General features: G+C 60.6%; 10 protein-coding genes and 1 other RNA gene. 3 read left to right on the top strand and 8 right to left on the bottom strand.

Annotated elements, in window-relative coordinates; genetic code table 11:
• Positions 1-22: 22 nt before the first annotated feature.
• From VHX65_06105 to sppA, 5 genes are all read right to left on the bottom strand, one after another.
• Complete coding sequence (locus tag VHX65_06105; protein ID HEX3998103.1) at positions 23-1,132, bottom strand: DUF444 family protein; 1,110 nt, start codon at positions 1,130-1,132, stop codon at positions 23-25.
• Between the two features lie 87 nt (positions 1,133-1,219).
• On the bottom strand, positions 1,220-3,262 hold the full coding sequence (locus VHX65_06100) for a serine protein kinase (protein ID HEX3998102.1): 2,043 nt from the start codon (positions 3,260-3,262) through the stop codon (positions 1,220-1,222).
• 671 nt (positions 3,263-3,933) lie between these two features.
• The gene (locus VHX65_06095) at positions 3,934-4,674 is read right to left on the bottom strand and encodes a prolipoprotein diacylglyceryl transferase family protein (protein ID HEX3998101.1); all 741 of its coding nucleotides are present in this window, start codon (positions 4,672-4,674) and stop codon (positions 3,934-3,936) included.
• Positions 4,675-4,764: 90 nt separating this feature from the next.
• Positions 4,765-5,562 (bottom strand): lipoate--protein ligase family protein, encoded by a 798-nt coding sequence (locus tag VHX65_06090; GenBank protein ID HEX3998100.1) that lies wholly within the window; start codon positions 5,560-5,562, stop codon positions 4,765-4,767.
• 18 nt (positions 5,563-5,580) lie between these two features.
• Entirely contained in the window at positions 5,581-7,437 is a 1,857-nt protein-coding gene (gene sppA, locus VHX65_06085; protein ID HEX3998099.1) for a signal peptide peptidase SppA, read from the bottom strand.
• Between the two features lie 496 nt (positions 7,438-7,933).
• Between sppA and VHX65_06080 the strand changes: the two genes are divergently transcribed.
• Complete coding sequence (locus tag VHX65_06080; protein HEX3998098.1) at positions 7,934-8,587, top strand: hypothetical protein; 654 nt, start codon at positions 7,934-7,936, stop codon at positions 8,585-8,587.
• 198 nt (positions 8,588-8,785) lie between these two features.
• Here VHX65_06080 and rsgA read toward each other — a convergent pair whose 3' ends face one another.
• Positions 8,786-9,916: a ribosome small subunit-dependent GTPase A gene (rsgA, locus tag VHX65_06075; protein HEX3998097.1), complete on the bottom strand. Its 1,131-nt coding sequence runs from the start codon at positions 9,914-9,916 to the stop codon at positions 8,786-8,788.
• 112 nt (positions 9,917-10,028) lie between these two features.
• Positions 10,029-10,517, bottom strand: a complete 489-nt coding sequence (locus VHX65_06070; GenBank protein ID HEX3998096.1) for an FHA domain-containing protein — start codon at positions 10,515-10,517, stop codon at positions 10,029-10,031.
• Between the two features lie 217 nt (positions 10,518-10,734).
• Between VHX65_06070 and VHX65_06065 the strand changes: the two genes are divergently transcribed.
• Positions 10,735-11,694 (top strand): TIGR01212 family radical SAM protein, encoded by a 960-nt coding sequence (locus tag VHX65_06065; GenBank protein ID HEX3998095.1) that lies wholly within the window; start codon positions 10,735-10,737, stop codon positions 11,692-11,694.
• Positions 11,695-11,856: 162 nt separating this feature from the next.
• An RNA gene (gene rnpB / locus VHX65_06060) (RNase P RNA component class A) lies at positions 11,857-12,279 on the top strand.
• Positions 12,280-12,424: 145 nt separating this feature from the next.
• Here the strand turns inward: rnpB and VHX65_06055 are convergent.
• Positions 12,425-12,805: a toxin-antitoxin system HicB family antitoxin gene (locus VHX65_06055; protein HEX3998094.1), complete on the bottom strand. Its 381-nt coding sequence runs from the start codon at positions 12,803-12,805 to the stop codon at positions 12,425-12,427.
• Positions 12,806-12,912: the final 107 nt, after the last annotated feature.

Here is a 12,912-nt window from a genome sequence, read left to right as displayed (position 1 = left end):
AACCCCTCACCCTCGCCCTTTCCTACTTTCCTTTTCCCAAAAACGATTTGATTGCGTCGTAGATGCCTTCTTTGTTTTCAATTTCGGCCAGCGTCAGTTTGTCGTGGGCGCCGCCGAAGGCGGACCGCAGGGCGCGGATATACTCGCCGCTGCCGTACGGGCTTTCGACCTGGCCATAACAGAACAGGTTCGAAGCTGGAATGAGTTCTTCGCGCAAGATCCGCAGGCTTTGCTCGTTGTCTTCGCCCCAGTTATCGCCGTCGGAGAACTGGAAGCAATAAATGTTCCACTCCGAAGGGGCGAACTTTTGCTTGATCAATTCGGCGCAAACTTTATACGCCGAACTGATCCGCGTGCCGCCGCTTTCGCGGGTGTGATAAAACGTTTCTTCATCGACCTCGCGGGCCACGGCGTCGTGGATGATATAGCGCGTCTCGATGCCGTCGTATTGGCTGCCGAGCCAGGTGTCGAGCCAGAAGGCCGTCGTGCGAACGACTTGTTTCTGCTCGTCGGTCATCGAGCCGGAAACGTCCATCAGGTAAACCACGACCGCCGTGGTTTGCGGCATGGGCGTGGTGGTCCACGATCGATAACGCTTGTCTTCGCGGATCGGAATCACGCGCGGCGAACCGGCGTCGTAGGAATTCGAGGAAATCTGCCTGCGCAGGGCTTCCATATACGTGCGGCGGAAGTGGCGGAGCGACTCGGGGCCGGTGCGGCGGACGCTCGTGTAGCGCGCCTTTTCGTCGGTGATGTTCGCTTTTCCTTTCGGCTCGATCCGGGGCAATTCCAACTCGTCGCCCAGAATCTCGGCCAGCTCTTCGAGCGAAACATCGACTTCGAGAATATGCGCGCCGGGATCGCTTCCCGCGTTGCCCTGGCCCTGGCCGGGCTGCGGGGCGCCGCCGGCGATCGGAGTGCCCACCTCGCCCTCGCCCTGGCCGACGCCGCCGGAACCGTTTTGGCCATAGCGAAAATGCGGCACGTCGAGTTGGGGCAAGGGAATGCTGATTAGATTCCGCCCCTTGCGGCCGATCATCTCGCCATGCGTGATATATTTCCGCAAATTGTCGCGAACCTTGCCGCGAACGATCTGCTTGAACCGCCGTCCGTCTTGATCGATTTTTAGCATGGCTGGGGGCTGGGGGCTGGGGCGAGGGGCGAGGGGCGAGGGAAGCAGGCTTGCGCGCCCCCTAACACCTCACTCTAACCCCTAACCCTATTTAGCATCTCCTCGGGCAAATATGCTGGCGACGTAGTTCAACACATCGGTCGCGCTTTCTTCGTCGTAACCGTAGTCGCGGATCAAGCGGCCTTTGACCACGTCGATCTTGGCCTGCGTCTGCGCATCGACGACATTCGACACCAGACTGGTCAACTTGATCGTGTCTTTCTGGTCTTCGAACAATTTCAATTCGAGCGCCTTGTACAGCCGCTCGTTCGTCTTGTAGTCGAACGTTCGGCCGTCGATCGACAAGGCGCCGATGTAGTTCATGATCTCGCGGCGGAAATCGTCTTTGCGGCTGTCGGGAATGTCGATCTTTTCTTCGATCGACCGCATCAGCCGCTCGTCGGGCTCGTCGTATTGGCCGGTGAACTTGTTGCGCACTTTTTCGCGCTGCGTGTAGGCCTTCACATTGTCGATATAGTTGCCGCAGAGCCGCTTGAGCGCGTCTTCATCGGCGGCGATGGCTCGCTGCACCTCGTTCTTCACGATATTCGTGTACTCCTGCTTCACGACGCCGAGCAGCTCGCGATATTGGCTGCGGGTTTCCTCTTGGTTGATCAGGCTATGGTGCTTGAGCCCCGCCTCGAGTTCGTTCATGACCATGAAGGGATTGATCGATTTCGCGTCGGGATGTGCCACCAGGGCATTCGAGATCTTGTCTTGCACATAGCGCGGCGAAATGCCTTGCATTCCCTCGTTCACGGCCTGCTCGCGCAGCTCCTTGACGTTGTCTTCCGTGAAGCCGGGGAGCGTCTTGCCGTTATAGAGCTTGAGCTTTTGCAGCAGCGAAAGGTTCGCGTTTTTCGGCTCTTCAAGCCGGGTCAGGATCGCCCACATCGCGGCCATTTCGATCGTGTGCGGGGCAATATGCTTGCCGAGCACTTTTTGGCGGTTGTAGTCCTTCTCGTAGATCTTGATCTCGTCGGCAAGCTTGGTGACATACGGCACGTCGATCTTCACGGTCCGATCGCGCAGGGCTTCCATGAACTCGTTGTTCTGCAGCCGCCGATACTCGGGCTCGTTGGTATGGCCGAGAATCACTTCGTCGATATCGGTCTGCGCGAATTTCTTCGGCTTGACCTTGTGTTCCTGGCTGGCGCCCAGCAGGTCGTAGAGAAACGCCACGTCGAGCTTCAACACCTCGACGAATTCGACAATGCCGCGGTTGGCGATATTGAATTCGCCGTCGAAATTGAAGGCCCGCGGATCGCTGTCGCTGCCGTATTCGGCGATCTTGCGGTAGTTGATATCGCCGGTGAGCTCGGTCGAATCCTGATTTTTTTCGTCTTTCGGCTGGAAAGTGCCGATGCCGATGCGATCTTTTTCGCTGAGCACGAGCCGCTTGACGCGCACATCGTGCACCACGCGGGTCCAGTCGCCTTCGTAGCGCTTAAGCCGCTCGGCATAAACGTAGCGGCAGAAGGGGCACAATTCACCGTGGATTTTCGCTCGCGATTGTCCTTCCTGCCGGCCGCCATTCAGCTTCTCGGTGATTTCGCCGCGAAAGCGTTCTGGCACCAAGTGCAACGGCTCCTCGTGCATCGGGCACCAGTGCACCGTGTTCGGGTCGGCAAGCGCGACCCAACCGAGCGTGTAGAGCGCCCCGCAGTCGGTTTGCGAATAGCGCTCGAGGCCTTTTTTCAAGAGCCGGGCGATCGTGCTCTTGCTCGATCCGACCGGGCCGTGCAACAGCAATACGCGCTTCTCGATGCCGAACCCCTGCGCCGCGCTTTTGAACGCGTTGGCCAGCGATTGCAGCGGGCTGTCCAAGCCGAACACCGCATCGCGGCCACCATCATCGGGGTCGTCGAAAAATTTGTAGCGGACTCGCTTCTCACGGCCGACTTCGTACACCGACGTGCCGTACGACATGAGCATGTCGTAGACGCGCTCGAAGGCATTTCGAGTCACCGCGGGATCGGCGGCCACGAGGTCGAGATATTCCTCGAACGTTCCCTCCCAATTCTTTCGCCGGAATTGGTTGAGGTCTTGCCGCTGCGCCACAAAAGAAATAATTTCGCGTCCGCCGCTCATGATCGTACCTGGGGTTTGTCTCGTGGCAGGAGTCCGTCCGTGCCTTGGCGCGGCGTGCACGAGAACAGCATCGGCCGGATCCGAACCCGACGACCGAGCCGTCGAAATTCGATCCTGCCAGGACAACCGCCGGCAAATCAATCTCACCCACGCAACCACGCAACCTCTGAGGCACAAGCGCGCAGCCACGACCACGCATATCGCGGAAAAGCCGCGGAATCGGTCGGTTTCAGCCGGCGCAGCGCAAGTCCCCATGCCCCCAAACGTTGGGAATCGGAACTTCGCGGCGCGCAACGGCCATCACCGCCCAAACGCAACGGAGACAACCGGCAGAAACTTGCGACGCACGCAAGTGCACAGAAACTTGCAAAAGAACGCGATGGATGTTGCCAGCGCGAATGTTGGCCGAAGCGATCTTCTCGTTCACGCGTTGCCGGGCCGCCCCCGATGGGCTCGCCCGCTGGCCTTCACCTTTTCTAGTATTGCTACAAAATCCGACCAGAGCAATAGCAGCTTTTGAGCCAATCGCGATCGATGCCGAAATTTCTCGATTTTTCTTGTGTCGCGCCCCCACAAACCAATCCGGCGATTGTCCCACGCCCTGCAACTGCGGTTGCGATCGCGAGCAGCCCGGCGGCGCGCCGCGCATCGCGGGCTCTGGCAGCGCACGCTCAATCCGCAAAAGCCGAACGGCCCGCCGAATCGGGCGCACCGCGGATCACCGGCGGCTGCCGGTTCGCATCTCGAATCCAAAGCCCGATGAACACCGGCAACAGCGCCGCCGCAGTCCATTGATACGCCGTCAAGCCGAGCCAAATCCGCGGTTCGGGACGAATGAACTCGGTCCCAAAGCGATACACCAGATACGCGACGATATACAGCTTGATCAATTGCCCCCGCAACGCCCCCCGCCGCCAGAGCAGATAAAGCGCGACGGCAGCCGTAAGGTGAAACGCCGATTCATAGAGCTGCGTCGGATGCCGGGGCAACGCGTCCGCGGTTCGAAACACGACGCCCCAGGGCAGCGATGTCGGCGTGCCGTAGCAACAGCCGGCGCTGAAGCAGGCAAGTCGACCGATCGCCACCGCCGCGGCGACCGGCACAGCAAACGAGTCGCCGGTCTTCACCCGAATTCCGAGCCCCCATTTGGCCAACTCGACGCCGAAATAGCCGCCGACAATTCCCGTCACGATCGTCTTGCCGTTGCTGAACCAAGCCCCGCCGCTCATCAGTCCGCCGTAATCCGTCAGCACGAAGGGCAAGCGCGCCCCGATGAACGCTCCGCAAAACGCCCCTAGCCCGATTCCGAGCCGCTCCATTCGCGAAAGCGGCAAACCGCGCTGCATCCGCCGGCTGATGACAAAGCCGACCGCCAGCGCAAGCAACATTATTAACGGATACGTCCAAGGCATGTGGGCGCTGCTCGAAAAATACGGTCCGCGGCGGGGCTTCCCTCGCTAACGCTTCGGGCTGGCGCGACGCGGCCCGGGCACCGACCGATTCTACCGCCGGTTCAACCATTCGGCGGTCGCGAATTTGGCCGGCACGATCATTTCGGCGCGCGTTCGAAGTCGATCGCCGATTGCCGATTGTGCTGCCGACGTTTCCCACTCCAAATTCAGCCGCTCGCCAAGTCGATTCCGGAACACGGTCGCCAATTCTAAGGGATCGAGCCGCCGGCCCGTCAATTCCGCCAGGCCGGGCAGCTCCGGCGCATAGCGCGAGCGCGCCAAAAGCACGCTGCCATGCTGCAAGATCGCGCCGCGATGGCGGCGCTGCGCGCTGCCCGCGATCTTCGCATCGCCGAGCAGCACGTCGCCCGCGCCATGCCGCTGAAAGCAAAGAAATGGTTCGTTTTGTTTTGCGGGGGAACCGGCGCCGATTCGAACGTCGATCCCCATCGCGGCAAGCGCTTCGACCAGCGCGGCATGCACCGAATCGTGCAAACCGCGCGCAGCGGCCGCCAAACGATCGGCGGTCGGCAGCGCTAGGCTGTAGGTCAGCTCGGCGTCGTGCAGGATCGCCCCGCCGCCGCTGGCCCGGCGGACGAGTGGGCAGTCGCGACTGGCGACATGAACCGATCGCTCCGCGGCCCGCTGAAAATATCCGAGCGACAGAGTCGGCTTTCGCCAACCATAGAAGCGCAATGTCGCCAAGCCATCAATGTCGGCGGCTTCCAAAAGCGCCTCATCGAGGGCCATATTCCACGCGCCCTCCGCAGGCTCATCCCAAAGCCAGCGGCAAAGCGTGAGTTGCCGCCGCTCGCTTGGCGCTAATAGGCGGGCCTCGTTCTTCGGCATAGTTCCTGCGAAGCGTCCTTACTTGATTTCCAACCGATACGGCAGCACCAGCACCGCCGGACGATTGAACAGCCGTGTGAACTGTTCCGCTTCGCCATACGTGCGGCCCAGGGAACCGAGTTGTTTTCCCAGCCGGCTTTGCAATCGGGGCGGGATGAATTCGTCGTCTTCTTGCGAATCGCCAAACAGCGATTCCAAGAGCGTTTTGGGCTTCGGCAAATTCAGGCGATCCACCGCTTCGTCGGGCTTCAACCCGGCAAGCGATTTGGCGGCCGCCAAGGCGTCGTCGAGTGTGCCGACACTGTCGACCAGTTTTTTTCCGACCGCCACCCGGCCGGTGAACACACGGCCGCCGGCCAGATCGTCTTGCAGATGCTTCAAATCGATCTTGCGCCCCTTGGCGGCCTTGGTGGTGAATTGCCGATACATGTCGTCCATCGATTTCGACCAAGCTTCGCGCTCCGACGGCGTGAACGGGTCGATTTCCGATTGCCAGCCGCTATTCTTGCCGCGGCTCACGACCGATGTCGTAATGCCCACCTTGTCCATCAATCCTTTCAAAGCGACTTTGCCGCCGACGACGCCGATCGAGCCGGTGATCGTGCCCGGCTCGGCGATGATCTTTTTGGCGCCCATCGCGATATAGTAGCCGCCGCTCGCGGCCACATCCCCCATGCTTGCCACGATCGGTTTCTTGCAAGTGACCACCTCGCGCCACACGAGATCGCTGGCCAGGGCGCTTCCGCCAGGGCTATCGATCCGCAGCACGATCGCGACCACCTTCGGATTGCTTTCCGCATCACGAATGGCTTTGATCATGGTGTCGCCGCCGCATGCTTCGCTCGTGAACAGTCCGCCTCCTCCCTTGCCATCGACGATCTCGCCGACGGCATAAATCACCGCGATCTTCGGATTCTTGCCGCTCGTTTGCGAGGGCTCGTTTCCGGTGAGCATTTGCATCAGTTTCAGGAATCCGTTGAAGCCCGAGAAATCTTCATCGAGCTTTTTCTTGCCGTAGTTCTCGACCAACTTGATTTCGCTGGCCTGCATCGATTTCTTCAGTTCGTCGATCAATTGGTCGCGGTAGGCGACACGATCGATCAGTCCGGCCGCTTTGGCATCGGTCGCCGAAAAGATACCCTGATCGACGAGATCCTTGACGCGGCCTCGATCCAGCTTTCGGTCGCTGGCGATGGTGTCGATCAATTGGGTATAAAAATCGTCGACGAGCGAATCGATATCTTCGCGAAATTCGCGGCTCATTCCGCTGCGCGTAAAGATTTCACCGGTTCCCTTGTAGGCGCCTTTTTGCAAGATTTCTGCTTGGATGCCGAGTTTGTCGAGCAAGTCTTTGAAAAACGTGACTTCCGCCCGCACGCCTGCCACCGCCAGCGTTCCGCTTTCGGGCATGACGATTTCGTCGCATGCCGACGCGAGCAGATAGTCGCTCGCCTCGCCGGAGCGCAGATCGGCATACACCTTCTTGCCCGATTTACGGACCCGGGCGATCGCCGCACGCATTTCATGGGCCTTTCCGCGGCCGAGCTCGAGATCGCGAAATTCCAGGATCAAGCCCGAGATCTTTTCGTCCTTTCCCGCCTGGTCGATGCGCTCGATGATCCGATTCAAATTTTCCGAGACTTCGCCGAACAGGCCAGCCTCCCCTGCTCCTTCCGGATAAGAGCCGCTCAACTCAATTACCGCCAACTGCACCGGCTTGGCGGCCTTTGAATCCTTCGCTTCGTCGGGCTTAGCGTCGTCGGCCTTCGCCGTTCTTGCGCCGGCGACGAGCAATAGCCCTGTGGCCAACAGCGCGGTTCCAAAAACTCCGAAAGCACGCAAGCCAATTTCGAGCGATCCGTGGGGGCGGCGCATGGCAGAAATCTCCTGGACAGAAATTCAAAAATCGAACGTGCCGGGGTCAAGCAAAACGGTGTAGCCGCTCGCTCCTACAACGTGCGCGGGAAGCCGCACGGCCTCATCTTCGCTTGCGGCCAACCGCGGCGTCAAGCGGCGCGCACCATCCATACCGCACGCTAGCGTGACAGCATCTCTAGGCTGAACAACGCGATTGCGAACCGGTGGCCTGCCACGAATGAGCGGCGATCGCTGAAACAACCAATCCGCGTTGAAGGCTTGCTCGGCGTATGCTGTAATGCTACACGAGCGACCCGAAGGGAACGCGATGAACCGGCAGCGGGCGAGAGCACAGCTCGCTTTGTCTCAACACACTAAGCCCGAAGCGTTAGCACGGGATCAACGGCCGACGGATGCCGCTGTGCTCGGCCGTCCTCGCTTACGCTTCGGGCTAGCGTGCTGATCGCCAGCAAAGGCGAATTATCGCTGCTTTCGTTTAGCCGCAGAGCCAAACATGACCACGATTGATCCGATCCCCGCCGGCACTCCGCACGATCGGCAATGGTTTATTGTCAGCCGCTGGCACCAATATGAAGCCGAGGCCCGGGCAAACTTGCTGCGGATCGTTGGTATCGCGGCTTTTTACGTCGTGGAATTGATCAACCGCGGCGGGCGAATCGGCGCGCTCGAGTTGCCGCGGGTGAGCGATGATCGGTTTCACGCGGCCGTCACCGCGCTGGCTGTCGCCTGGACGATGGTCGCGTTGTCAACGCTGGTCTGCCTGCGCAGGCAATATTTTCCCGCCGCGATGAAATTCATCACGACCAGTTGCGATTTGGTGTTGTTGACCGCGGTGCTGACGATCGCAAATGGTCCGCGAAGCCCGCTGGTGGTGGTTTATTTTCTGGTGATTGCGTTGGCCGCGCTGCGATTGAGCTTGCCGCTCGTGTGGCTGGCGATGGCCGGATCGATGGCCGGCTATTTGTTCTTGGTTGGCTACGCCGATTATTTTGTCAGTGCGGAACGGGCCGAAGTGATGACCGTGCCGCGGTATTATCAATTGATCGTGCTTGTGGCGTTGGCGCTCGCGGGAGTGATCTTGGGCCAAGTGATTCGCCGTGTCCGGACGATGGCGGAAGATTTCGCGCAGCGAATCGCCCAGATGTAACCCCTGCGCGCGAGCCCAAAGCGCCAGCAAGAAAGTCACTAAGCCCAAGGCGTTTCACACACTAGCCCGAAGCGTTAGCGAGGAAGAAGTGCAATAGAGCGTTGCGCTCGCTATTCTTCCGCGCGTGGATCGCCGAGAGTCCCTCGCTTGCGCTTCGGGCTTGTGTTTTCCTCGCTTGCGCTTCGGGCTTGTGGTTCGTCAGGCGTCGTCGCCGGCGAAGAGTTGGCAATAGCTTTCATAACGCCGCGTGTCGAGCCGCCCATCGGCCACGGCGTCTTTCACCGCGCAGCCGGCTTCATGCGTGTGCGTACAGTTGGGAAACTTGCAACGACTCACATACGGTCGCAGATCGCGCATCCAGCCGCCGATCTCTTCCGGCACGACATCCCAAAGCTGAAACTGCCGGATGCCCGGCGTATCGATCACGTAGCTGCCGGGGGAGAGCGGGATCAATTCGGACGTGGTCGTCGTGTGCCGCCCTTTTTGCGATTCGGCGCTGACCGCCGCCACGCGCAAGTGCAACTGCGGTTGAATGGCGTTGAGCAGCGACGATTTCCCGACGCCGCTTTGCCCCACCACGACGCTGGCCCGCCCACCGACCAAGGCTTGCAATCGATCGACGCCGAATCCCGTCGCCGCGGAAACCAGCAGCACCCGGTATCCCATGCGGCTGTAAACGCCCACCAACGGTTGCAAATCGGCCCGATCGACGAGATCGACCTTGTTTATACACAGCACCGGCCGGATGCGATTTTGCTCAGCCGTGATCAGAAAGCGATCGATCAGATGCGGCTTGAGCCGCGGCTCGGCGGCGCTTGAGATAATGAGAATCTGATCGACGTTGGCGACCAAGATATGTTGCCGGCCACGGCTGCTGCGGGCCAACACGCCATGCCGCGGCTCGACCCGCTCGATGATCCCATCGCCTGAGCGATCGATGCGAAACGCCACCCGGTCGCCGGCCACGACCACATGGCGCTGGTCGGTGCTCAAAGTTTTCAGCAACCGCCGCGTCGCGCATTGGTGCAATCGGCCGTCGTCGGACTGCACGGTGCTGGTGAGCCCATGGACGGAAAGCACTCGGCCCCGATGGCAGACCGCTTCGTCGACGGCCGGTTGAACCGCGAAGCCACCCTTCTCCTCGCCGACCTCGCCGACGACGGTTCGCTTGCGCGTCAGATCGCCTTTGCCACTGATCCGTTCTTGGCTGGCGGCATCGAGAGTTTTCTCCTCGTCGGCATCGAAGCGGCGAGTCAGATCGCTTGGGCGAGTGCGCACCGAGCGGTTCTTGCGGAAATCGGCCCGAATCTTTTTCTGCTTCTTCGCCATCCGGGTAGCGGTCCACGGGTCGGGGTCTGGCTCATTTTTCGGCACATGGCGACGTGAACTGCGATCGACGCTTCAGCCGAAAAATGTGCCTGACCCCTTCAATCGCGAATCGTCAGACCGGCCGGTTCGGGTCCTTAATCTGCTGGATACCGTCGCTAGATATATTGTATCGCTTGCGATCGTCGGTGGGGCGCGGAGGTTTGCGCTCCGGCCGCGGCAATGGCTTGTGCGACAGGCCGGCCCGTTCCAGCAGCGACTTCGAAAGGATGTCGTTCGGCAAATTCTCCACGGGCGGCGGACCGATCGCGCCCAACTCCATCGGCGAATAGTTGATGATGTAGCTGTGCTTGGCCACCGAAAGCTCGTCGCCCGGGTCGAGCCGCTTTTCGGTGATCCGCGTGCCGTTCACCTTGACGCCATTGCGGCTCTTCATGTCTTTGATATACCAATAGCCGCCGTTGACGTTCAATTGGCAGTGGTGTGCCGACACGTTCGCAAAGCGGAGCACGATGTCGCAGCTTTCGCGTCGCCCGACTAGAAGCGTTCGCTTCATCAATGGAATCGAATCTCCGCCGCCGATAGGTTGCAACTCGCCGAACATGATGATTCGCAGCCCGGGGTGTTAGGGATGAGGATGGCGCCGCTTTTCGGTCGAGGCATCGCCACTCGGTCGAGTCGCATGTCCACGGCATTGTGGGCACATGCTTGTTGGCGGACGACAGCCGCGCTAAGATGAGCGAGACGTGGCCCCCCTGGCGACGATTCCTAACCAAACGCTAATCCTAAGCCCACCGTGGCGTGTCGTCAAATTAAGCCCCATGTCCATCTCCGTGCAGAATGATTCCGACTGGCGGGCGGCGGGGCTGCGATATTACGCCTACAACTATTTCCTGCGCCGGCGGTTCGGCTGCCGGGTACACAAGGTTAGCCTTGATGCGGGGCTGACTTGCCCGAACGTCGACGGCACCGTGGCTCGCGGCGGCTGCACCTTCTGCGACAACCGCAGCTTCAGCCCCAGCCGGCGTCTGCCGAGGCAAACGATCGAAGGGCAGCTTGAAGAGGGAATGCGGCGGGTCGGGCGGTGGTTCGGCGTCGAAAAATTTCTGGCCTACTTCCAGCCGGCCACGAACACCTATGCCCCCGTCGCCCGCCTGCGATCGCTCTACGAATCGGCGATCGCACATCCACAAGTCGTCGGGATGGCCATTGGCACCCGGCCCGATTGCGTGCCCGACGAAGTGCTCGAGTTGCTGACCGAAATTTCCAGCCGCACCTACCTCTCCGTCGAATATGGAATGCAGACGATCCATGATCGGTCGCTCGACTGGATGAATCGCGGGCATCATCACGATGCGTTTCTCGAGGCGATGGCCCGCAGCCGCGGCCGGGGCTTCGAGATCTGCGTGCATGTAATTCTCGGCCTTCCCGGCGAATCGCACGCCGACATGCTCGCGACCGCGCGCGAGTTGGCTCGGCTGCGGCCCGACTCGGTGAAGATTCACAACCTGTATGCCGTGAAGAACACACCGTTGGCCGAGCAAGTGGCTCGCGGCGAGGTGCAGCTAATCGAGCGGGCCGAATACATTCAAGCGCTGGTCGATTTCTTGGAGCTTCTGCCGCCGGACTGCGTGGTCGAGCGGATCAGCGGCGACGCGCCGCCCGACTATTTCATCGGTCCGGCGTGGTGCCTCGATAAACCGGCCGTGCGAATGGCCGTCGATGCAGAGCTTTCGCGCCGCGACACGTGGCAAGGCAAGCTCTGGCAAGCGGCCGGTTGACGGCGAGCGCGATATTCTGCCGCCCACGCGCGAAACCGCAAGCGAGCTTCTTTCTCAAACGGTTTTGGAGCTCGCTTGCGGTTTCGCCCGGGGCCCGATCCTGTTCGAACCGGCCCGCGCTTGTATTGCCATCTCTTCGCCGCTAGTGTGGACTTTGGATTCGGAGCAGACCGGATGGCCGCCGGCCGCGGGCGTTTGGCTTCGGCCAAGCGATTCGCGGCGGGAGGAAAGTCCGGGCTCCCCAGGATACGGTGGTGGGTAATGCCCACCGGCCGCAAGGCCCGGGAAAGTGCAACAGAAAGCAAACCGCCGCGCGCCCGCGGGCGCGCGGTAAGGGTGAAACGGCGAGGTAAGAGCTCACCAGCAGGCCGGGCAACCGGCTTGGCTTGGCAAACCCCACCGGGAGCAAGGCCAAACAGGGAGCAACTGCCGGCGCATGCGCCGGCGGGCGGGCCGATCCGGTCCGCTATCGACTTCCGGGTAGGCTGCTCGAGACGCCGAGCAATCGGCGCCCTAGAAAAATGGCCATCGCGCAGCGGCAACCGTCGCCGCGCACAGAACCCGGCTTATAGGTCTGCTCCGAATCTTTCTAAAACAGGCTGTGAGGCTGGAGACTGTGAGGCTTGAGGTACGAAGACACACGGCGGACGCTTGCGCGTCCTTCCACCTCACAGCCTCATAGCCTCATAGCCTCACAGCCTCACAGCCTCACAGCCTCACAGCCTTTCCCTCACACCTCGGCGGGCACGAACTGCTGATCGATGATCTGCAACAGCTTCGAAATGCAAAGCTGATTCATGCTGGTCTGACGGTTATGGGCCTCGGCGCGAAGCGCTTCGTGCAGGCTCTTCGGCAAACGCACCGTAATGACACGAGTCGGCTCGTCGGCCACGGGCACCTCGGCGTTTTTGCCGCGAAGCGTGGAAAGCATCTGCTGGATATCCTGGTAGTTGGTGCTCTTCTCGAATTCGGCCCGCGCTTCCGGTGTGGAATAGCAGCGATGAACGATCCCGTTCACCCCGAGCACTTCGCGGAAGAATGTCGCCCAATCGATGCCCTCTTTGTTGAAGAGTTCCTCGGCGCGTTGCTGAATGGCTTGCAACTTTTCCATAACGGATCATCTCCTTCGTGAAACTCCATTTTCCTCCGGCCACGACGGCCGCGGATTCGTCTTGATTTTGAAGTGCAGTCAATCGATGCACCGATATCATTGCAGTG

The organism is Pirellulales bacterium, assembly GCA_036267355.1.
Taxonomy (GTDB): Bacteria; Planctomycetota; Planctomycetia; order Pirellulales; family DATAWG01; genus DATAWG01.
The sequence above is the reverse complement of the archived record's forward strand: the minus strand, read 5'-3'. Positions and strand labels throughout refer to the sequence as shown.

Coding starts and splice junctions, on each gene's coding strand:
- VHX65_06080 (HEX3998098.1), top strand. CDS start 7,934: ATGACCACGATTGATCCGATCCCCGCCGGCACTCCGCACGATCGGCAA.
- VHX65_06070 (HEX3998096.1), bottom strand. CDS start 10,517: ATGTTCGGCGAGTTGCAACCTATCGGCGGCGGAGATTCGATTCCATTG.
- VHX65_06065 (HEX3998095.1), top strand. CDS start 10,735: ATGTCCATCTCCGTGCAGAATGATTCCGACTGGCGGGCGGCGGGGCTG.
- VHX65_06100 (HEX3998102.1), bottom strand. CDS start 3,262: ATGAGCGGCGGACGCGAAATTATTTCTTTTGTGGCGCAGCGGCAAGAC.
- VHX65_06090 (HEX3998100.1), bottom strand. CDS start 5,562: ATGCCGAAGAACGAGGCCCGCCTATTAGCGCCAAGCGAGCGGCGGCAA.
- rsgA (HEX3998097.1), bottom strand. CDS start 9,916: ATGGCGAAGAAGCAGAAAAAGATTCGGGCCGATTTCCGCAAGAACCGC.
- sppA (HEX3998099.1), bottom strand. CDS start 7,437: ATGCGCCGCCCCCACGGATCGCTCGAAATTGGCTTGCGTGCTTTCGGA.
- VHX65_06095 (HEX3998101.1), bottom strand. CDS start 4,674: ATGCCTTGGACGTATCCGTTAATAATGTTGCTTGCGCTGGCGGTCGGC.
- VHX65_06105 (HEX3998103.1), bottom strand. CDS start 1,132: ATGCTAAAAATCGATCAAGACGGACGGCGGTTCAAGCAGATCGTTCGC.
- VHX65_06055 (HEX3998094.1), bottom strand. CDS start 12,805: ATGGAAAAGTTGCAAGCCATTCAGCAACGCGCCGAGGAACTCTTCAAC.